15 protein-coding genes, 5 tRNA genes and 1 pseudogene are annotated in these 20899 nt (G+C 37.3%); 12 read left to right on the forward strand and 9 right to left on the reverse strand.

The window, feature by feature from the left end; all coding sequences use genetic code 11:
- Nucleotides 1-81: 81 nt before the first annotated feature.
- Nucleotides 82-1083, reverse strand: coding sequence for a hypothetical protein (locus J3U68_RS06775; RefSeq protein WP_267375657.1), 1002 nt, complete (start codon nucleotides 1081-1083; stop codon nucleotides 82-84).
- 363 nt (nucleotides 1084-1446) lie between these two features.
- The gene (locus J3U68_RS06780) at nucleotides 1447-2478 is read right to left on the reverse strand and encodes a hypothetical protein (protein ID WP_267375659.1); all 1032 of its coding nucleotides are present in this window, start codon (nucleotides 2476-2478) and stop codon (nucleotides 1447-1449) included.
- A gap of 1388 nt (nucleotides 2479-3866) precedes the next feature.
- Here J3U68_RS06780 and J3U68_RS06785 point away from each other — a divergent pair.
- From J3U68_RS06785 to J3U68_RS06795, 3 genes are read left to right on the forward strand one after another with little or no spacing between them, the layout of a single operon-like run.
- A complete protein-coding gene (locus tag J3U68_RS06785) occupies nucleotides 3867-6002 on the forward strand; it encodes a type I secretion system permease/ATPase (RefSeq protein WP_267375660.1) in 2136 nt (711 codons plus the stop codon).
- A gap of 33 nt (nucleotides 6003-6035) precedes the next feature.
- On the forward strand, nucleotides 6036-7463 hold the full coding sequence (locus J3U68_RS06790; RefSeq protein WP_416384658.1) for an HlyD family type I secretion periplasmic adaptor subunit: 1428 nt from the start codon (nucleotides 6036-6038) through the stop codon (nucleotides 7461-7463).
- Nucleotides 7463-8788 carry a TolC family protein gene (locus J3U68_RS06795; protein ID WP_267375662.1) on the forward strand — a complete coding sequence of 442 codons (1326 nt, stop codon included), beginning with the start codon at nucleotides 7463-7465 and terminating at the stop codon, nucleotides 8786-8788. Before J3U68_RS06790 ends, J3U68_RS06795 begins: the two co-directional genes overlap by 1 nt.
- 995 nt (nucleotides 8789-9783) lie before the next feature.
- Here J3U68_RS06795 and lptG read toward each other — a convergent pair.
- The gene (gene lptG, locus J3U68_RS06800; protein ID WP_267375664.1) at nucleotides 9784-10869 is read right to left on the reverse strand and encodes an LPS export ABC transporter permease LptG; all 1086 of its coding nucleotides are present in this window, start codon (nucleotides 10867-10869) and stop codon (nucleotides 9784-9786) included.
- Nucleotides 10870-10871: 2 nt separating this feature from the next.
- Nucleotides 10872-11978: an LPS export ABC transporter permease LptF gene (lptF, locus tag J3U68_RS06805; RefSeq protein ID WP_267375665.1), complete on the reverse strand. Its 1107-nt coding sequence runs from the start codon at nucleotides 11976-11978 to the stop codon at nucleotides 10872-10874.
- Nucleotides 11979-12105: 127 nt separating this feature from the next.
- Between lptF and J3U68_RS06810 the strand changes: the two genes are divergently transcribed.
- A complete protein-coding gene (locus J3U68_RS06810; protein WP_267375666.1) occupies nucleotides 12106-13521 on the forward strand; it encodes a leucyl aminopeptidase in 1416 nt (471 codons plus the stop codon).
- A gap of 6 nt (nucleotides 13522-13527) precedes the next feature.
- The gene (locus tag J3U68_RS06815; RefSeq protein WP_267375667.1) at nucleotides 13528-13965 is read left to right on the forward strand and encodes a DNA polymerase III subunit chi; all 438 of its coding nucleotides are present in this window, start codon (nucleotides 13528-13530) and stop codon (nucleotides 13963-13965) included.
- 40 nt (nucleotides 13966-14005) lie between these two features.
- Here J3U68_RS06815 and rfbD read toward each other — a convergent pair whose 3' ends face one another.
- From rfbD to J3U68_RS06840, 5 genes are all read right to left on the reverse strand, one after another.
- Complete coding sequence (gene rfbD, locus J3U68_RS06820; RefSeq protein WP_267375669.1) at nucleotides 14006-14866, reverse strand: dTDP-4-dehydrorhamnose reductase; 861 nt, start codon at nucleotides 14864-14866, stop codon at nucleotides 14006-14008.
- A 143-nt stretch (nucleotides 14867-15009) separates the two neighbouring features.
- Nucleotides 15010-16122, reverse strand: coding sequence for a bifunctional diaminohydroxyphosphoribosylaminopyrimidine deaminase/5-amino-6-(5-phosphoribosylamino)uracil reductase RibD (ribD, locus tag J3U68_RS06825; protein ID WP_416384637.1), 1113 nt, complete (start codon nucleotides 16120-16122; stop codon nucleotides 15010-15012).
- 33 nt (nucleotides 16123-16155) lie between these two features.
- Nucleotides 16156-16746: a cytochrome C gene (locus J3U68_RS06830; RefSeq protein WP_267375672.1), complete on the reverse strand. Its 591-nt coding sequence runs from the start codon at nucleotides 16744-16746 to the stop codon at nucleotides 16156-16158.
- Nucleotides 16747-16859: 113 nt separating this feature from the next.
- Nucleotides 16860-17315 (reverse strand): transcriptional regulator NrdR, encoded by a 456-nt coding sequence (gene nrdR / locus J3U68_RS06835; RefSeq protein WP_267375673.1) that lies wholly within the window; start codon nucleotides 17313-17315, stop codon nucleotides 16860-16862.
- 427 nt (nucleotides 17316-17742) lie between these two features.
- Nucleotides 17743-18231 (reverse strand): GNAT family N-acetyltransferase, encoded by a 489-nt coding sequence (locus tag J3U68_RS06840; protein ID WP_267375674.1) that lies wholly within the window; start codon nucleotides 18229-18231, stop codon nucleotides 17743-17745.
- 135 nt (nucleotides 18232-18366) lie between these two features.
- On the opposite strand from J3U68_RS06840, the pseudogene msrAB reads away from it, so the two are divergent.
- From msrAB to J3U68_RS06875, 7 genes and pseudogenes are all read left to right on the forward strand, one after another.
- Nucleotides 18367-19368 (forward strand): annotated as a pseudogene (gene msrAB / locus J3U68_RS06845) (bifunctional peptide-methionine (S)-S-oxide reductase MsrA/peptide-methionine (R)-S-oxide reductase MsrB); the annotation flags it as partial.
- A 233-nt stretch (nucleotides 19369-19601) separates the two neighbouring features.
- Nucleotides 19602-20174 carry a CDP-diacylglycerol--glycerol-3-phosphate 3-phosphatidyltransferase gene (gene pgsA / locus J3U68_RS06850; RefSeq protein WP_267375676.1) on the forward strand — a complete coding sequence of 191 codons (573 nt, stop codon included), beginning with the start codon at nucleotides 19602-19604 and terminating at the stop codon, nucleotides 20172-20174.
- 104 nt (nucleotides 20175-20278) lie between these two features.
- Nucleotides 20279-20354, forward strand: a tRNA-Gly gene (locus tag J3U68_RS06855).
- 31 nt (nucleotides 20355-20385) lie between these two features.
- Nucleotides 20386-20461: transfer RNA gene (locus J3U68_RS06860), tRNA-Gly, on the forward strand.
- Nucleotides 20462-20499: 38 nt separating this feature from the next.
- A tRNA-Cys gene (locus J3U68_RS06865) sits at nucleotides 20500-20573 on the forward strand.
- Nucleotides 20574-20595: 22 nt separating this feature from the next.
- Nucleotides 20596-20670 (forward strand) — tRNA-Cys (locus J3U68_RS06870).
- A 35-nt stretch (nucleotides 20671-20705) separates the two neighbouring features.
- Nucleotides 20706-20796 (forward strand) — tRNA-Leu (locus J3U68_RS06875).
- The last annotated feature ends 103 nt before the right edge of the window (nucleotides 20797-20899 follow it).

Consider the following 20899-nt stretch of genomic DNA (forward strand, 5'->3'; position numbering starts at 1 on the left):
AGCGAAACTATTAACTGCATCTAACAACTAAATCAATGTAAACTCGGACACAATTTATCTACACGGTGATGTTGTATAGATTTAAGTGTTCTCATTTTTTTTGGAAGTTTCGTCAAAATAAAAGTAGGGTTTATATAAAATATCGCCACAATTATTCATTATAAATATGGTTTTTTGTACTTCTAATATTTCAGTATTATTATTATATTTTAAATTATTAGTCGAATAGACTAATTTGGTAACGTCAAAATAAAAATTTCCAATCCCCCAGGAATTTATGTCTTCATCTACAGGAATTCTCGCTTCTTGGTTAAATACACGTTCACCATTGTTTCCTTCTTTTAAAATGTAATGTTCAGCTACTAATGACCAATCTGATTTATTTAAAATCTTACAGCAATTTTCGCTGTCATACATTGAAAAACTACTAGTATCATTCCATTGATGGATTAACATATAGTTGTTTAACCTAAAATCATCATTTGCAAATTTTGCAATTGATTGATGGTTCCAGCTTTGAGCTTGATTATTTTTTATCAATGTATCTAGTTTTTCCCAAAATTCAGGAGTATTAAGTCTGATTTGAAACAATTTATCTGTATCAGAATTTTTTGGAATGCGTGCCACTTTACAAGTTTTTCCAGAATTGCAATCCTTTTCTGGTAACTCATGTAACGCATGATATCTATTTTCATAAAACATTCGACCGGTTAAGCTTTTCATTGCTTTATACCACAGTTCTTTTTTACTATAGTATTTTTTATCTCGCCAGCAATAACCCTTTCTATTTTTAGCCTCATATTCAACTTGCGGGATATTATTCGGTTTAGGATCTTTGGTTTTCATTTCATTCCATAAATCATATGGCGTAGTCTGGTTATTAAAAGAGCGAATAAAAAAACTCACGATTAAAATAGATAATAAAACAGCGAACATTAAACATAATAATGCTTTTTTGGGATCAACTTTTACCCATGCTATCATGATCATAGTAATCCGAAAAACGACACGCATTGAGTAAAAAATGATAGCAATGATGATAATCAAAAGAGTTATTTCTATAAAATAATCAATTTTTTGCATAAATTCTTATTCTCCATCTAGCCCATCCAGCCAAGAACATAAAATTCAAAAAAACTTAGACTTATTCAATAATTAAAATATGGATATCTGACAATAAAATTAGAATTACATTAAGAAAATCAATATTCTTCTATATAACATTAACTTACATATTAACTACAGCAATTTATTACTAGTTTTATGTTAAAAATCTTTGACATGATAATAGAATATTATTGCCTTACATTTATATAGACTCTATATCATTACTAAACAAGCACTCATCTTCTTCCATCGATTATTCGCAGATAGCTGAAATTTTTTTCACTAAGCTAAGATTTCTTCGATGGCTCAATAGATAAAACATATTATGCCTACAATAGTCTACTTTACGAACTCAAACTTTCCCTTTTTCAAGCTTTTGGGGGAATAATACGGCATATATAAAATATCGCCACAATTATTCATCAAATAAACTTTCTCAGGACTTTTAAGTAGGTTATTTTCATGATCCGTGAAAGAGTGATCATCTCTTGGCCTGGAAGCTGTCACTACAAAATAAAAATTTCCTATTCCCCATGAATTGATGTCTATATTGTCAGGGATGACCGTTTCCTGTCCAAATGCCTCATTAAACTTTTCATAGTCCTGTAAATGGTATTTGTTCTTAAGCAAAAACCATTCAGATTTATTTAAAATATGGCAACAGTTTTCACTTTCAAAAATTGATGAAAAGTCAGAAATAGTATTAGGATATAAAACAAAGTTTTCTAATTTGAAATCTTCATTTATAAAATTTTTGTCTGTTGCAGATTTAAAAATTTTCTCGACATCGTTGTCTATAAATGGCTTTTTATGTAATTCCAAGTTGTTTTTATCGACGAACCTATTTCTTACCAGTCTTTGTTTATCTAAATTCTTTGAAATCATTGTTACAAAACATCCATCTATTCGACGACAATATTCACCTGCTGGTAAAGGGTCATCATTCGCATCCAAAGGCTCATATTGCAAGAAAAATTGATTTTCATACAACATTCTAGTAACCAAACTTTTCATGGCTTTAAACCACAGTTCTTCCTTACTATAATACCTTCTATCCCGCCAACAATAACCTTCACGGTTTTTAGTTTCAAATTCTGTTAGTGCCACATCAAAAGGTTTGTGGTTTTTTTTGACTACCATGTGCCAAAAAATATTATTGGATTTTACATAATACACATCACGAATTTGTAGACCTAAAAATAAAACAAATAATAATAGCAAGACCTTGTTAAGGTCTTTGACTAAACGTGGATGTGCTCTACAGAATTTAGTCCAATGTATATTTAATCTATTGCCAATAACGATTAACAAATAGAAAAGAATTATAATAATTAATGGAGTGAAAAACAGGTAATATAGAATACTATTCATAATTTATTCGTCAAAACGTCTGTTAATTCGTGATTCAGATTTATCTTCATTTTTTTCTATGCAGAGATGTTACCATTGCAAATTTACTACTACTTAACAATGTTGAAAATTTATGCTTAACAGCAATTTAATTTTCATTTAACATTTATTTACCATTAATATCATCAATTAAAATTGATATCAATTTGTTTTTTTATCTCAGTTAATTTATAAATTCAGCTTATAGCTAAAATAGTTAAAATAATAACATAATTTATTTTTCCATTTTATAATGGCTTAGTGTAAACAAATGATTTTTGAAATTTATCATAAATTTAGACACGTTAATACCCAAATCGTATACAGCAGATTAATCTGGAACCAAATTTTTCCCCCTTTTATTGCAAGCAATAATTTTTTAGAATTATTTTTTAAACTAAAGTAAGGTCATTGTTTGCACCAAAAATGCCAATATCTCAACTTCTTACTGAAATAAGCTTTAAAATGGATAAAAAAGTTAATTTTCATGCTTACTTTTGGCTAAATCTTGAATTTTTTTGAACATATCTATTCTCTCTTAGTTTAAATTTCAATCTTGCTTCAGAATATATATTTCCTGCTAGTAATTTTTTATGGGTAGCAAAGCCTCTATTTAAAATGATAAACCTGTTCCCTATTCAATTATATACGCATATATGGAGAATAATTACCTTAGACTCATCTTGTATTAATTTGTTGGTTATGGCTTTTTATCTTTTTATATTAAATTCAATTTAGATTTATTATTTTTAATTACTATTTAAACTTTAAAATCAAAAATAATTTACTTTCAAGCTTAAACTATAATATTCGATTTCAAAAATTGCTAATAAATTATATTTTAATTTATACGTTCTGCCATTTTTTAAATCAGCAGATATTGCAGAAATATTAAACTTAATCCGTCCATTAACATTTATATAGGTTTACATTTTATTTTGTTTGGCTATAATTTATGTATGTGCATTTCACTTTCAACACCACCAGTGCGCATATCATGATATTGATTTAAATTATATTCTTTAATATATCAGTCTAAATTTCTCCATCTAATTTCTTTTTAGAACAATCTATACTGACATCAGCTAATTAATAGCAAACCTAAAGTTGCTTTTTCTATGGGATTGGTATTGATCAATGGCTAACCGGCTAATTTATATATATTTTAATAATTTTCAAAAATATATTTAAAGTAATAATTAGTATTCATTATATTCAAAAACCAATTACAATAAAATTAATATTAGCTTACATTTGTTTATTTTGGTATATTATAATTAAATTTTACAAGTAAATTTTATCTGTTATACATACATTCCAGCCTTTGATTATGCGTATGGTTTCGGATGTTTTGTTTGACGAGTCATATAATGCCTATAAATAACTCTGCTAGTCCTGTTCCGAATAATCATAATTTAGCACTCACTGCTCTGAAGATTATTGCACATTTCCATGGTATCGCCATCAATGGCGAGGACATTGCACATCAGTATGTCCATGATCACGCAATGACCGTTGAAGATTGGCTTTTAGCCGCTAAGAGCTTAGGGTTGAAAGCTAAGTTATCGAAGCAAAAAATAGATCGTTTGTCGTTATTAGCTTTACCAGCTTTGGTATGGCGCGAAGATGGTCAACATTTTGTGTTAGCTAAAATTGATGGCGATCGGTATTTAATTCAGGATCTCGAATTGGGAAAACCGGTGATTTTAAGTAAGGAGGAGTTTAGCCTACGTTATTCCGGACAGGTTATTTTGGTTGCATCGCGCGCATCCATTCTGGGGCAGTTAGCTAAATTTGATTTCACTTGGTTTATCCCAGCAGTGATTAAATATCGGCGAATTTTTTTGGAAGTTTTAGGTGTTTCTGTCGTCATTCAGTTATTTGCATTAATCACACCAATGTTTTTTCAGGTAGTGATGGATAAGGTTTTAGTACATCGCGGTTTTTCTACTTTAGATGTCATTACTATTGCATTGCTGGTTGTCACTGTGTTTGATGTCATTTTAGGTGGTTTAAGAACTTATATTTTTGCTCACACCACTTCGAGAATAGATGTGGAATTAGGCGCCAGGTTATTCCGTCATCTTTTGAGTCTGCCTATCGCTTATTTTGAATCTAGACGGGTTGGCGATACTGTAGCCCGGGTACGTGAACTGGAGCAAATACGCAATTTTTTAACTGGTCAGGCTTTAACTTCGGTACTAGATCTGTGTTTTTCTTTTATTTTCTTACTGGTGATGTGGTTTTATAGTGGCTGGTTAACTTTGGTTGTGCTGATTTCTTTACCTTGTTATGCCTTTTGGTCTGCAACCATCAGTCCGATTTTGCGCTCACGGCTAAATGATAAATTTGCGCGGAATGCTGATAATCAATCTTTTCTGGTTGAATCAGTAACAGCAATTGGCACTATTAAAGCCATGGCGGTGGAACCGCAGATGACTAGACGCTGGGATCAACAGCTTGCTGCATATGTAAGTTCAGGCTTTCGGGTAGCTCGTTTGGCTACAGTGGGTCAGCAGGGTGTTCAGTTGATTCAGAAGTTGGTGACGGTAATTACGTTATGGCTTGGGGCGCATTTAGTGATAAATGGAAAGCTGACTGTAGGTCAATTGATTGCATTTAACATGTTAGCAGGTCAGGTGGCAGCTCCGGTAATCAGATTAGCGCAATTGTGGCAAGACTTTCAGCAAGTCGGTATCTCTGTGGCTCGTCTTGGGGATATTTTGAATACGCCGACCGAAAATCCAACCTCTCGCATGGCACTCCCCAATATCAAAGGGCAGATTGATTTTGAAAAAATTTCTTTTCGCTATCGTCCTGATGGTGCTGAAATTTTGCGCGATCTAAATTTAACGATTAAGGCTGGAGAAATTTTAGGCATAGTTGGTAGATCTGGATCTGGAAAATCCACTTTAACTAAGCTGGTGCAGCGATTATATGTACCGGAACGAGGTCGGGTTTTAGTCGATGGGAACGATTTGGCTTTAGCCGATCCTAGTTGGCTGAGACGTCAAATTGGGGTGGTATTACAGGAGAATGTTTTACTTAACCAAAGTATTAGAGCCAATATTGCTTTAGCGGATCCTGGTATGGCATTAGAGAAAATTATGTATGCTGCCAAAATGGCCGGTGCTCATGATTTTATCATGGAATTGCCCGAAGGTTACGATACGATAGTTGGTGAACAAGGTTCGGGGCTCTCGGGGGGGCAAAAACAGCGAATTGCCATTGCGCGGGCATTGGTGGGCAATCCTCGTATTCTGATATTTGATGAAGCCACGAGTGCGCTCGATTATGAATCTGAACGGGCAATTATGCAAAATATGCAAGCAATATGTAAAGGTCGCACTGTTCTGATCATTGCTCATCGCTTATCCACTGTGCGTATGGCCGATCGAATTATTGCAATGGATAAGGGTGTCATCGTTGAGGAAGGAACTCATCAGGCATTATTAGCCAAGCCAGATGGTTATTACCGATATTTGTATCAACTTCAGAATAGCTAAGTCACAATCAAAATAAGAAATTAATATATGGGTATTCGTTTTCAAGCATGTAAAGATTTTTTTCAACGTTATTCTACAGTCTGGAAAAATGTTTGGGCTGTGCGTTTTCAACTCGATCCGCCTAAACGTGATGAGGATGAACGAGCTTTTTTACCTGCTCATCTTGAATTAACGGAAACGCCAATATCTGCTGCACCCAAATGGACAGCAAGACTCATTATTATCTTTGCCATTATTGCTTTATTGTGGTCGTTGATAGGTAAACTGGATATTGTGGCTGTCGCCATGGGTAAAACAACTTTGGGAGGACGAAGTAAGGTTATCCAACCGTTAGAAACTTCTGTAGTTGATAAGATAGCTGTCAAAAATGGTGCTCATGTCAAACAGGGGGAAGTTTTAGTAGAACTCAGTGGTATCGGTTCTGACAGTGATTATGCTCAGTCAGAAAAATCCTTAAAAGCAGCGCGTGTTAATAAACTCCGTCTGGAAGCCGTGATACGGGCGATTGATCATCGCCAACCACCTGATTTAGATCATGCTCTGGCAGAGCAATGGCATTTAGATCCTGATCAGCTAATTGAAGCTCAGTCTTTGGCTGTTAATCAGTTTCAAACCTGGTTTACTCAAGATGCTCAATTACAGACAGTATTGCGTGAGCATCGGGCGCAATTACAAGGTACTTTATCTCAAGTTCGTAAGCTGGAGCAAACAACGGCAATTGAGCAAAGTCGTACTTCTGACTACAAGGATCTGTTAGGGCAAAATTTTGTTTCTAAGCATGCTTATTACGAACAACAAAGTAAATTGGTTCAAAATAAAAATGATTTAGCTAGTCAACGCAGTCAAGTGGTACAAATAAGAGAAAGCATTCGTGAGGCCGAACAAAATCGGCTACTCAATACTAGAACGCTCAAACGAGATCTGCTTGATCAATTACGTCAAGCCAATGAAACTATCGAACAATTAAAGCAAGAAACAGAAAAAGCCTTGCAACGTAAACAATTAATGACTTTAAAATCGCCGGTAGATGGGACTGTACAACAGCTCTCTACACATACTGTAGGTGGCGTTGTTACAGCAGCACAGCAAATTATGGTTGTGGTTCCTGATCAGGATCAGATGGAAATTGAGGCTTTATTACCCAATAAGGATATAGGTTTTGTTAAAGCAAATCAGGAAGCCATTATTAAAATTGAATCGTTTCCTTATACGCGATATGGCTATTTGACTGGTAAGGTTAAAAATGTCAGTTTTGATGCTATAGAAGATGAGAAATTAGGACTGGTTTTTGCGGTAACTATTGTTCTGGATAAAAATTATTTGATGATTGACGGAAAAAAAGTGAATTTAACGGCTGGGATGAATGTCACGGCAGAAATTAAGACGGGTAAACGCCGAGTTATCACTTATCTTTTAAGTCCGCTTCAAACTAAAATTGATGAAAGTTTGCGAGAACGTTAATGCAAAAAGGTTTTGTATCTTCAATATTTACATTTTGTCTGATGGGTTCTATCTGGTTTATGCCTAATGATGTACATGCTTTCGATTTATTTGAAGCATGGGAAGCGGCTTTAGACTATTCTGCAGAATATGCTGCAGCTCGAAGTGAGCGGGATGCGCAAAGAGAACAACTGGCTCAAGCTCGATCAGGACTTTTGCCTCAAGTTAATGCTAATTATGTCTATCAAAAACAGCCCTCTTCTCTATCCAGTACAACCCAATCACATGGTTGGAATGTACAGGCAAGTCAAACTTTATTCGATAAGGCTAAATGGTCACAATATCAACAAGGTAAAATTGTGGCCAAAATGGCTGACTGGCAACTTGCTATGGTCAAAGACAATTTACTTTACGAAACTGCAAAAGCTTATTTTCAAGTTTTGATGCTGGAAGATCAATTGGTTTCGATCGATAAGGAACAAGAGGCTTATGCATTGCAGATCAAACAATCCTTAGCCATGTTTAATAAGGGTGCAGCCACTATTGTTGATACAAATGAAGCACAAGCGGGTTATGAAGGTGCTCGAGCTAAAAAAATCAATGTGATGACTGAATTATTGGTTGCACAAAACAATTTAACCAATATAACTGGCTTGGATCCAAAGAAAATTAAACATCTAAAAAATATTAATTTTGGGGATTTACTCGGTAAAACGTCCAAATCAGATTGGTTAAATTTGGCTAGAATTAATAATCCTCAATGGCAACAACAAATTCTGACCTTGGAAAACGCTAAGCAAGCTTTAATTGGAGCAAAAGCGGAAAAATGGCCTAAACTTACTCTAAATGGTGGCTATCAGGATAATCATCAGATTCAACAGTTTTATGGATTAAATCATGGTACTCGGAGTAAAGGTGGAACGGTATCGGCTCAATTTACGGTACCTATTTTCAATGGAGGGTTGATCCACAGCAAAACTCAGGAGGCAGCGGCAAAGGAACAACAAAATAAGTTTTTATTAATCGCTACTGAACGTAAGATTGAATTGAATATTAATCAAGCCTATCAAAATACACTCGGAAGTTTGTATCAGATTAAGGCACAGCAACAATTATTGAAAGCAAATTCGGTTAAACTCGAAGCGACTAAATTAGGACGTAAGGTTGGTGTTCGTAGTAATCTGGATGAGTTACAGGCAATACAGTCTAAAGCAGATGCTGAGCAAAAATTAGCTCAAGCACAGTATAATTATATTACTTATTATATTCAGCTTTTGCAAAGTTCGGGTACTCTTTCTCAACCAAAGGAACAATTAAAAATTCGTCAATTATTATACAGGTATTAAATCAGGTCTTATTTGTAGTTATGTGGATTGTATCCAATTAATTATTTAAATTGATCCAGTGAGTAAATTCAACGGTTAAAGTTAATTATTTAACTCTGCTCTAACGTTTTCTTTGTTATTTTCATGCATCGATTAGCTTTCTACTGTAATCATTAATCTACTGAAATAAAGTTTTTTAATTTTTTGATGATTAAAAGAATTTTAATGTGTTAACACAATAGAGAAAAAAATAACTTCAAACTTCCCTTCAGAGCTGTTTGAGATTGGTAGAAATAATTAGTAATAAATGATATTTTCCTATAAGTAGATGAATAGTCTAGTAATGCTTAATAAAGGATTAATACTGTATAAATTGCAAAGTAGTAAATTTGATGATAAATACTATTTTTGTGTGTTGTCTTAGGTAGGTTTATTTATAATTGGATCAGCATGATTTTTACCAAGTTATTTGGTTAATCAATGAAATATAATATTTAATTTATTTTTGAATAATGACTGTATATATTATTTTACCCAAACATATTAAACTGAGGGTTATAAAGCAGATTCGGTTTAATTAGTAAAATTTCTAAAGGTAAAATAAGTTATAGTTTTAGATAATAAGCTGATATAAAAGATTTATGTCAATGATACATGTAAATAATGATGTTTTTATGCTTTTTAAATAGCTTTATAAGAGTTGGATAAGGATTGGAATCAAATAATTTGGCTGATTAGTCAATTTGTTTTCATTCGGAATATCAATTCAATTCATTATTTTAATTATGATTGGGTCAGATTAATATGAATGAAATAAAAATTAATCCATATCTATACAGCACAGAATTTCCATTTAATTATTGATATAACCATATAATTTAAATAACACCCATCTTTCAGGTAATATTACTCATTTTTCAAATCGCTTAGCTCATCCACAAAATTATGCATACTGCATTTTGGTTTAGTTACTAAGATGGGGAGATAACTAAACCATGATATTCGAAATGATGTAACTAACGTTTTTCCTGTCTTCTGATCAGATAAATGGCCAAACATAGGAATAACAGTGTCGGCAAAAATGCGGCTACAGGAGTAGGAACGGCATATAATTGGCTAGTAAAGCCAAATAAACGGCCTGAAAAATGGAAAAGTAATCCTAAGCTAATACCATAAAATAGTTTCAATCCCATATTGCCCCGGCGGTTTTGCTGAGGTGTAAATGCTAAAGCGACAAGTGCCATCACCATACAAGCTAGTGGATAAGCGATTTTCCGCCACCAAGCCAATTGATAGCGTGTTGTCTGTTGATGGTTATTTTTAAGATGTTTGATATAAGTAGATAAAGCATTGATGGACATTTGTTCTGGAGTGATCAATAACACGTTAAGCAACTGATGATTGATTAAGATTTTCCAGTCCAATTTATCCAAATGAGAGGCGACCACTTTATTTGATTCTAATTGGGTTTGTGTCACGCCTAGCAAGTGCCATTGCGATTTATTAGTCTGATGAGCGCTTACTACTTTAACTTTATCTGCATGTAGGGTCTGAGTCAGTTGAAATTGATCATTATGTTGATATATGGTGATGTCTTTTAGGGTGCCATCAGGCAACATTTCAGCAATATTGATGATATCGGCACCCTGCTTCAGCCAGATGCCACTCTCCCCTGAACTGATGGTGTTTTGCCGAGCATGCAACTGATATTGCTCTGCGTAGGGGCCAGATTTAGGCACGATGATTTCACCCAGTACGGCAGTTAACACCGCAAAGGTTAAGCCAAATTGTAACAACATTCCAATGATACTCATCAGGCTGATGCCGCTGGTTCTGATGACGGTTAACTCGCTATGAGAAGCCATCTGACTCAAACAAATCAATGCTCCTACCAATACAGCCAATGGCATGAGCTCATAGGCATGGGCAGGAACCAGTAACATAACATAGTACAGCATTTTTAATGCGGTATAGCTCCCATCACCAACATGGCTAATTTCACCCATGATATCGAAAAAGCCATACAAGCTGATCAAAGCCAGTAAAGCGTAAACTGTACACACTGTAAGCTGGCTAAACATGTAACGATTGAGTAATCGCATTATCAATGCCCTCCTATCAAGGAAGTCAATGCGGTGCGTAAAGGAGCGGCGGGTCGGTCACGCCAACGAAGCAGGAGTAAAAATAATAGAAACATGATCAAATGCATAGGCACTAGACCAAGCCACATCGGTAAACGTCCGTCTTCTACCAGATCTCGCAGAAAGGTTAGCCCGTTTTGATAAATTAGGAATATTACAATAGCTATAAGTATATTGTAGGTATGGCCGGTACGTGGATTAAAATACGATAAAGGCAAAGCCATTAATGACAATATTAATACGCTTATAGGCAGGGATATGCGCCACATTAATTCTGCTTTGTATGCTGGCTTGTCGCTCGCTAATAATGCTGAAGTGGAAATGGTATGTCGATTTTGTTTGGGGTCAATTACTAAAGTATTGACGCTGATAATCAGGGTCATTTTGGAGAAGGCTACGCGCTCATAATCAGCTCGGCCTGGCGTCCCGCTATAGCGATATCCATCTTCTAATATCAAAATGCGTTTTTCTCCATCCTGAGTGAATTCGCCACGTTTGGCAAAGATGGTACTGTCTTTGCCATTTTTTTCTTTTTCACGAACAAACAGATTTTTTCCTTGGCCGGTATCGGCATTAAATGATTCGATAAAATAAATCCGCGGGTGGCTTTTGCCTATTTCGCGAAAAACACCGGGCTCTATGAGGGATAATTCTTGTTTTTGTTTTAATAATTCGGCAAATTCTCGACTACGCCATTCTGCCCAAGGTTGAATTAGCATGGAAACTAAGGCTACTAATACGGCAAATGGCACAGCAAATTTTAGTAAAGGGACAATCCAGTTACGCAGTGATAACCCACAGGACAACCATATTACCATCTCGCTGTCACGCCAGTAACGGGTCAACACAGAGAGGATGCTGATATATGCGGTCAATATCAATAAGACGGGGGTTAAGCCAATGGTCCAAAAGCCTATCAAGGTGGTTACTGCATCGATGGCAACTCTTCCTGAGGCTGCCCTGCCCAAAAGATTAATGGTTTGAGTAGTCACCAGCACGACTAGTAAGATTAAAAATATTCCTACTGCCGTCCATGATAGTTCTTTAATAAATTGGCGTCGATAGATCATAAAATTTCTATAATTAGGCTGCATATCGTTTTGATGGCAGCATGAGTTACAATTAGGGATACTTTATCCTGTATAGGGATATAATCAAGCAGATGTACGCCTTTATCAAGTCATGAAAGATTAAAAGATGGAATTTAGCATAAAAGTAGAACAATTGCAGCCGCAACGCATGGATTCTTTACTGATTATTTGCACGGAAAATGCTGTTGTCACTGATTATCCTGCCGAAATACTTTATAAGCAGTTAGTTGAACAAGAAAAGGATTTTTGTTCAGCAGATTGGTTGGAACAAGAATCTGTGCGATCTGTGGCCATAGCTAAAATTAAAAATGATGATTATGCGGCAATTCAGACTTTAGCCATTACTGCTGCTAAATGGGCTAAAGAGCAAGCTGTAATAGATGTTGATTTAACTCGGTTAAACGAATCTGAAACTCAAAAATGGGTGGAGGCTTTTACTATTGCTACCGAACAGGCAACTTATCAATTTGATTCTTTCAAGCGTAAGTCAAGTACCTGTATGCTATCTACGGTGAATTATTACTCTAATTTTGCTGTCCATGAAACTTTACAGAAAGCTGAGGCGATTGTCTTTGGTATGAATATTTGCAAGGATCTGGGCAACTCCCCAGCTAATATTTGTACCCCAAGCTATCTTGCTGATGCTGCTGTTAATCTTGCTACTCAACTAGGCGCCTCATCAAAAATCATGGCGGAAGATGAGATAGAGAAGTTGGGAATGAATGCTTTTATGGCAGTAGCTAAAGGCAGTTCTGCAGGTGCACGGCTGATTGAACTGAGCTATTATGGTGCCCAAAATAGTCAAGATAAACCAATAGTGTTGGTGGGTAAAGGGATTAGTTTTGACTCAGGAGGTATTTCACTCAAACCGGGTGCCTCAATGGATGAGATGAAATATGATATGTGCGGTGCAGCAACGGTCATTGGCACTTTTGCTGCCGCAGTCAAGCTTAAGTTGCCTATTAATCTGGTGGCGGTGATTCCTACCTGTGAAAATATGCCAGCAGGAAATGCGCTGAAGCCTGGTGATATTATTCAATCGATGAATGGTTTGACTATTGAGGTTTTAAATACCGATGCAGAAGGTCGTCTGATTTTATGTGACGCTTTAACTTATGCAGAGCGATTTAATCCGGCAGCGGTGATTGATGTTGCCACTCTGACGGGTGCCTGCATTATTGCTCTGGGGCATGTGGCACAAGGAGTCATGGGAAATCATCAGGATTTAGTCGATCAACTTTTAAATGCCGCAAAAATAAGTAATGATAAAACCTGGCAGTTACCTTTATATGAAGAATATAAGGAACAGCTAAAATCCAATTTTGCCGATTTACAAAATATAGGTGGTCGTCCTGCCGGAACGATAACCGCTGCTGCCTTTTTATCTTATTTTACGGAAAACTATCCTTGGGCTCACTTGGATATTGCTGGAACTGCATGGCAATCAGGCAGTAATAAAGGAGCTACTGGTCGTCCTGTGCCACTTTTGCTGGAATTCTTACAGCAATATGGCGGAAGTTGAGAAATAATGGCCACCACTACTTTTTACACCCACCTGTCCGATTTGTCAGATTTTGCCTGCCGGCTGACACAAAAAGTGTTTAAAAGTGGTCAAAAGGTCTTGGTCTGGTTAGAGGATGCAGAACAAGTGCAACAATTTGATCAGGCTTTATGGGCTTTTGATCCGATTAGTTTTATACCACATGAAATATGGCTTGGCGGACAAAATCTAAGAGGAGATTTACCGGCTGTGCTTTTAGCATGCGGTGATGAATTGCCTGAACTGTCGGAAAACAGGGTGGTGATTAATTTAGCTGATATCTATTGGTGTAATGCACCTCAACCTCCTCAGCGAATATTAGAGCTGGTTAGTGCTGATCTGGATGCTTTAACTGCTGCTCGGCAGCGATTTAGAACATATCGCAATGCTGGATATACGATTGAACACCACGACATGCGTAAATAAAATGATAAAACGGACATTTTCATGTCCGTTTTTTGTTGGGTTAATCGATCAATTTAGCCATAACATGTGCTAAAGGTGTAGGCACAATGGGTTGGTCAAGAAGCTTGTTTAAGGTAGTGCTATCCAAAACACCATATGCAGGGCGCTTGGCTGCACACTGATAATCGGCTGTTCGAATACGTTCAACACTAACCTGTCGATATGACTGTTTTTTTTCTGCAGCTAAAGTAAATATTTGATGAGCGAAGTCAGCCCAACTCATCTGTTGGTCTCCTGCAAAATGCAATAAACCACGGGGTGAATGGTTTAATTGAACAAGTTTAATGATTGCTTCGGCTAAATCACCGGCATAAGTCGGGCAGCCGATTTGATCATCTACTACCCGCATTTTGAGCATTTCAAGACCTTTATTCAACATTACTTTAACAAAATTGTGCCCGTGTTCACTGTAAACCCAAGATGTGCGCACAATAGTGGTATCGATATGAGCATGTAATGCCAAAAGCTCACCAGCCAGTTTGCTTTGTCCGTAAACATTTATCGGATTAGGAGCCATATTTTCATTCAGTGGTATTTGCTGGTGCCCATCAAATACTTGTTCAGTTGATACATGGATCAACCGTCCACCAATGCTTTTGGCAGCCATAGCCAGATTCAGGGTACCTGTTGCATTCACTGCAAAAGCCTGCTCGCTATTTGTCTCAGCCGCATCAACTTTGGTATATGCTGCTGCATTGATAATCACTTTAGGTTCAAATGTTTTGACCATATTCAATACATTTTGAGCATCAGTGATGTCTAAGGTTTGGGAATCGCAAGCGATGATTTCCCACTCTTCTGGAAAACGCTCTTTTAAACAAGTTCCTAGCTGTCCTTGTGAGCCGGTTAGTAGAATACGCATAGCATGCCTTATGTTTCGATTCGCAGTATATAACGGGGTTAATAGTTGTTTAATGATTTTTGATCATGTTGATTTAATAGCCCAAGCAATTGTCAATTGATATTTGGATTGTGATCATCAAATCCAATTTGTTGACCAGTCTGTTAATCGCTATAACTATCTATGCCATTTGCCCATAGTGAGGTCTCGGTGTGCTGTAACTGCCAGCGACAATCAGTACCGACTAAATCCAAAGCCATAGTATTCCATTCGCTTTTATGCAGTGCTTGCGGGTCTTCTGCCAAAGAAAACGCATTTTTCGCTGATTGACCCAAAAATTTTGGTGCTTGATAGTAAATGATTTCATCTACTACTTTAGAATTTAGTAAGGCGGAATTGAGGGTTAAACCAGCTTCAACTAAGATCATGCCGATTTGACGCTGAGCCAACGCTGGCCATAGTTGATTCAAATCTATCCTACCATGCTGGTCAGCTGGGACTGTAATGATGGAAACATGATCATATGGTGTAAAAGCAGCCTTTTTCTCCGTGTCTTGTACTGTGGTGATGATTAGGGTTGGACTATTGCTATCACTGATGACATGATGATTGACTGTCAGGCGTAAACGACTGTCCAAAATAATTCTTATTGGCTGACGTATGGTATTAAAACGTCGTACATTTAAGAGTGGATTATCAGCAAGAACAGTATTGATACCAGTTAGAATTGCACAGCTTTCTGCCCGTAGGGTTTGTACATCATCGCGTGCAGCTTCACCCGTTATCCATTTGCTGTCACCATTGCTTAAGGCGGTTTTACTATCCAATGAAGCAGCCACTTTTAAGCGAATGTAGGGTCGTTGTCGTTCAATTCTGGAAAGAAAGCCTACATTCAGCATTCTGGCTTGTTGGGCTAATAATCCGCTACTGACCTCAATTCCCGCTCGTTGTAACATGGCACGCCCTTTACCCTGTACCAATGGATTTGGGTCTGTCATAGCCATCACAACACGGGATATACCTGCATCAATTAATGCCTGTGCGCACGGACCTGTTCGTCCTGTATGACTACATGGTTCTAAGGTAACATACGCGGTTGCTCCAGCAGCGAAATGACCAGCCTGATTTAATGCATGTCTTTCTGCATGGGGTTCACCGGTATAGACATGAAATCCTTGACCTACGATCTGCTCACCCTGAGCAATGACACAACCAACACGGGGATTAGGACTCGTTGAAAATCGCCCTTGCCAAGCAAGATCAAGAGCGATTTGCATAAACTTTTCATCAAGTGTAGAAAAGTACATTGTTTAATTATTGATATTGATGGTTTTCAATGTGGCCGCCAAGGCATCGGGTTTGGCTGTATCACTGGTTGCACACACTGAATAGAGGTTATTATTAGCAACGATGGCTACGCAGCTTTCGTTTAAGATCACGCCATTGGCTTCATGACTAATGCGATAGTTGATGCGATTGTCAGTAGCAATGCCTACATCCAAAGATTTTAAAGAAGTTGATTTTTTAAGGCTATCTACCAAGTTGGCAAAGTAGTCTTTTGCCTCGATTTTAAGCGGGCCGAGATCATTAGCAACGAGGGTAATATTACTTTTTTCATCATACTGCAATAGTATGAGCGTAGCCAGATCGTCTTTAAGCACGCGATTTTCCGCATCATCCATTTCGTCAACAAAATTGCCATCAACCACTATAGATAGTTTTTCATCACGACTGCTTAGAGTCTGTGTTGTGGCTACATTATTTTCAGAGCTGGCCACAGATGTGTTACTGCCAATAGCTGCATCACTACCACTCAGTGTTACTGAGGTTTCATTTTCTTTACAGGCACATAAGCTGATTAACGCGATAGCAACCCACAAATATAAACGTGATTTCAACATGATCTCTTATAAGCTTTCAGGACTGGACAAAATATTAGCAAAGTATAACAAGAATTATCTTCCCTTGCAGCTTTGCCTTGAGGCAAATTCAGGAGGCATATGACGAAATTTTATCAACTTTGTTTTTTCAGTGAGGCGATGACCTGAGTAAACTCAGACACGTCATGAAAACTTTTATAAACAGAGGCAAAACGGACATATGCAACTTCATCTAATTTCACCAGTGAAGCCAGAATCATATCACCGATAAGCTGACTAGGAACTTCTTTAACGCCCATGTGATAAAGTTTGGTTTCTATTTCGGACACCACTGTTTCAATGGTATCTTGATCGACTGGCCGCTTATGTAAAGCTCTGCTGATACTGGTAAACAATTTTGCCGGATCAAAGAGCACTTTTTCGCCAGTGCGTTTAATAATCAATGGCATTCTCATTTCTACTGCTTCAAGGGTACTGAAGCGACTGTCACAAGACATACATCGACGGCGTCGGCGAATACTATTACTGCCCTCACTTAATCGCGTATCAATAACCTGAGTATTGGCATGCAGGCAAAAAGGACATTTCATAAGAATAGTTTTTTTTTTGATAAAGAGCTATTGTGTCAGGACACACCTTAACTGGCAAGCCAATTTCTGGGTGGACTTGTTTCCCTCATTTCAGATTTTGGCTATTCACCTGTTCACATATTTCAGCGTAAATCTATGCTCACAATATGTGGATAATTCTGATACAAGACTGATTTAACGATCAAATATTTCTTTGCTTAAAATTTAGGCGAAAATGGATTGTTTAAATCACGTTTTGTGTTGAGCAGTCTCGGTAAATGCTGGGGATAAGTACAATAACCAATTGTATATATTAACAAAAATATGATTGATTAAAATTTAAGCAAAATAATTTCTACTGCAATATGAATAAAAATTTGTTGCTGTGGACTAGTTTGAGTAGTGATCAGGCAACTAGATGAGTATTCATATTGCCAACGGCTATTATCTAATCAATTAGATATTTTCTCATCAATAAACAATTAACTGTTACTTCGGTATTTAACGGCAATTCATACTCGCCCAATGAGTCGTAGCCATTAATTTCGTAGAATTTTACTGAATTTAATGAGGCATATAATTTTAATAAGCCTAAGCTGGCTTGATTGGCCAAATACTCCGCTCGCTGTAATAATGCTGTGCCCAAACCTTGATTATGGACAAAAGGATGTACATATAAAGCATCTAATTGAGCTTCTTGCAGATCTAGCTGAAAAAAACCCTGAATATGCCCTTTGTAGTCAACAATCCACAATGCTTTTTCAGGATCAGCCATCGTTTGCAAATAACTATCAATATTGAGAAGTGCTAACCATGCTCGTAAAACTTTTTCGTCATATTTACGCGCACAGGTATATTGCACAGCATAACGATGAGCATTATAAATATTTTCACAATCCTCCGGTCGAGCCGGTCGTAAATAAGTAATAATACTCATAAGTAAACTTATTTTTCCTAATCAAACAGATTTAAATAGATATAAACATATTTTATATCATCAATACATAAGTAAGCAAAACTAAAACTTTTATTCTCCTGTTGCTAGTGATAGCATAGATGTACGTACCTCGCAAAGGAAATTATTAACATCATGAATAAAAAAATTATTTATCTGGCAGGCGGTTGTTTTTGGGGTATGGAAGGTTATTTTAAAAGAATTAACGGTGTGTTGAAAACTGAAGTAGGTTATGCCAATGGTCACACCGAAAACCCTACCTATGAGCAGGTTTGCCAGCAAAATACTGGTCATGCGGAAACCATAAAAGTGGAATACGACGCCGATATCATTTCATTGACTGATATTTTACGCCATTTTTTCCGTGTCATCGATCCAACTACCTTAAACCGACAGGCTCATGATGTTGGTACTCAATATCGCAGCGGCATTTATTATACTGATCCTGCTGATCATGACATCATTCAGGCGACCATTAATGCCGAGCAAGGTCGATATAAAGCACCGATCGTAGTGGAAAATCTACCTCTTGATCAATATTTTCCAGCAGAAGAATATCATCAGGAATATCTGGATAAAAATCCAGGTGGTTACTGCCACATTGACATCAGTAAAGCGGCTGATCCGTTACCGTCGTTACCCGAATATGAACCTCATACTGAACATTATGATGCTCAAAATTTTCATAAACCAGATGCGGAAACACTACGCCAAAAAATAGGTCAAGAAAGTTTTGAGATTACTCAACATGCCGGCACAGAGCGTCCGTTCAGCCATGAATATGATGAATTGTTTGCGCCCGGTATATATGTTGATATTGTCAGTGGTGAACCACTCTTCAGTTCTAAAGACAAATTTAATTCAGGGTGTGGCTGGCCTGCTTTCAGCCAGCCTATACAAAATGATGCGGTTACTGAACACAGTGATCATAGTCTTGGTAGAGAACGTACAGAAATTCGTAGTCAGCAAGCCGATTCACATCTGGGTCATGTATTTAACGACGGACCAGAAGATCGAGGGGGCATGCGATACTGTATCAATGGCGCCAGTTTGAAATTTATTCCTTATGAAGAAATGGATGCTGCCGGTTATGGAGCCTACAAACACTGGGTGAAATAAGTCTTCGATAAACCTAAACAAAGCAGTATTGCCGTAAGTATTGATGACAGTACTGCTTCAGTTTAGTCGAAATGGGCTGAGCAAATGCTTCAAACTCAATGATGGTTTCCAGAATGTTTATGTTGGTTAATTTAACTGGTTAACAAGCTAGATTAAATAAAAACATCCATAACTCTATTTAAACAGGTATCATATCACCAAACTCTATTATTCAATCTCAGGAACAGCACGTCATGCCTTGGAATTTCCCGATATTGCTCACATGGTTGCGTATCCTCTTTATTCCTATTTTTACTTTATTATTTTATCTACCTGCCAATTGGGTAAGTAATCAACAAATTATTAATTGGCTGGCAGCCTTCTTTTTCGCGGCCGCTGCGGTGACCGACTGGTTTGATGGTTATTTAGCTCGACGTTGGGGGCAAACCTCTAATTTTGGCGCTTTTCTTGATCCGGTAGCAGATAAACTAATGGTTGCAGTAGCACTGATATTACTTGTAGCCACTGGACGTACTTACGCCATTTTTGCCATGATTATTATTGGACGCGAAATTACCATATCTGCTTTGCGGGAATGGATGGCACAACAAGGCAAGCGCAATAATGTAGCCGTTGCCCAAATAGGTAAATTTAAAACTGCAGCGCAAATGGCAGCTATTTTTCTACTTCTATTGTCTTCCGCCACCATCACCAATCCAAATAATCTTTCGCAATTAGGTAATTTGCTTATGTTGATTGCCTGTGTTTTGACTATTTGGTCGATGCTGTATTATTTAAAAATGGCGGCAAAAGAATTTAAAGCATAAAATCAAAACGAAAGTAAAAAATATATGTTGTAATTGCTGTTCAGCCTTGACACAATTTTTTTCATCGCTATAATGATGCTCTTCATTCAACACGAATGAACTAAGCGGGAATAGCTCAGTTGGTAGAGCGCAACCTTGCCAAGGTTGAGGTCGCGAGTTCGAGACTCGTTTCCCGCTCCAAAATATACGATTGCGTGCTTAAAGTTTTAATGCGGGAATAGCTCAGTTGGTAGAGCGCAACCTTGCCAAGGTTGAGGTCGCGAGTTCGAGACTCGTTTCCCGCTCCAGAGTGATTTGTTACTCTACCCGACTGTAAAGTACGAATGGCGGGATGGCAGAGTGGTCATGCAGCGGACTGCAAATCCGTGGACGCCGGTTCGATTCCGACTCCCGCCTCCAGACAAAGCTTGAGAGTATGCATGGCGGGGTGGCAGAGTGACTATGCCGCAGTGTGCAAAGCTGCGTAGGCCGGTTTAAATCCGTGCCCCCGCCTCCAATTTTAGGTTTAATATCTAAAAAATATTAAACATCGCCCGGGTGGTGAAATAGGTAGACACAACGGACTTAAAATCCGTCGGCTTTTAAAACGGCCGTGCCGGTTCGATTCCGGCTCCGGGCACCACTACCAAATGATATTTAGTCTATAGAACTAAATATCATTTTTTTTATTTTCTAATCTGCGCTAATCCAGCGATGAATCATCGCTGTGGTCTAAAAGTTCATGA

The sequence above is a fragment of the Snodgrassella sp. B3882 genome, from assembly GCF_026535915.1.
GTDB lineage: Bacteria > Pseudomonadota > Gammaproteobacteria > Burkholderiales > Neisseriaceae > Snodgrassella.

What these genes read in the sequence shown, in the direction of transcription:
- J3U68_RS06775 (WP_267375657.1), bottom strand. Translation starts at nt 1,083, where the DNA reads ATGCAAAAAATTGATTATTTTATAGAAATAACTCTTTTGATTATCATC.
- J3U68_RS06780 (WP_267375659.1), bottom strand. Translation starts at nt 2,478, where the DNA reads ATGAATAGTATTCTATATTACCTGTTTTTCACTCCATTAATTATTATA.
- J3U68_RS06785 (WP_267375660.1), top strand. Translation starts at nt 3,867, where the DNA reads ATGCCTATAAATAACTCTGCTAGTCCTGTTCCGAATAATCATAATTTA.
- J3U68_RS06795 (WP_267375662.1), top strand. Translation starts at nt 7,463, where the DNA reads ATGCAAAAAGGTTTTGTATCTTCAATATTTACATTTTGTCTGATGGGT.
- lptG (WP_267375664.1), bottom strand. Translation starts at nt 10,869, where the DNA reads ATGCGATTACTCAATCGTTACATGTTTAGCCAGCTTACAGTGTGTACA.
- lptF (WP_267375665.1), bottom strand. Translation starts at nt 11,978, where the DNA reads ATGATCTATCGACGCCAATTTATTAAAGAACTATCATGGACGGCAGTA.
- J3U68_RS06810 (WP_267375666.1), top strand. Translation starts at nt 12,106, where the DNA reads ATGGAATTTAGCATAAAAGTAGAACAATTGCAGCCGCAACGCATGGAT.
- J3U68_RS06815 (WP_267375667.1), top strand. Translation starts at nt 13,528, where the DNA reads ATGGCCACCACTACTTTTTACACCCACCTGTCCGATTTGTCAGATTTT.
- rfbD (WP_267375669.1), bottom strand. Translation starts at nt 14,866, where the DNA reads ATGCGTATTCTACTAACCGGCTCACAAGGACAGCTAGGAACTTGTTTA.
- ribD (WP_416384637.1), bottom strand. Translation starts at nt 16,122, where the DNA reads ATGCAAATCGCTCTTGATCTTGCTTGGCAAGGGCGATTTTCAACGAGT.
- J3U68_RS06830 (WP_267375672.1), bottom strand. Translation starts at nt 16,746, where the DNA reads ATGTTGAAATCACGTTTATATTTGTGGGTTGCTATCGCGTTAATCAGC.
- nrdR (WP_267375673.1), bottom strand. Translation starts at nt 17,315, where the DNA reads ATGAAATGTCCTTTTTGCCTGCATGCCAATACTCAGGTTATTGATACG.
- J3U68_RS06840 (WP_267375674.1), bottom strand. Translation starts at nt 18,231, where the DNA reads ATGAGTATTATTACTTATTTACGACCGGCTCGACCGGAGGATTGTGAA.
- pgsA (WP_267375676.1), top strand. Translation starts at nt 19,602, where the DNA reads ATGCCTTGGAATTTCCCGATATTGCTCACATGGTTGCGTATCCTCTTT.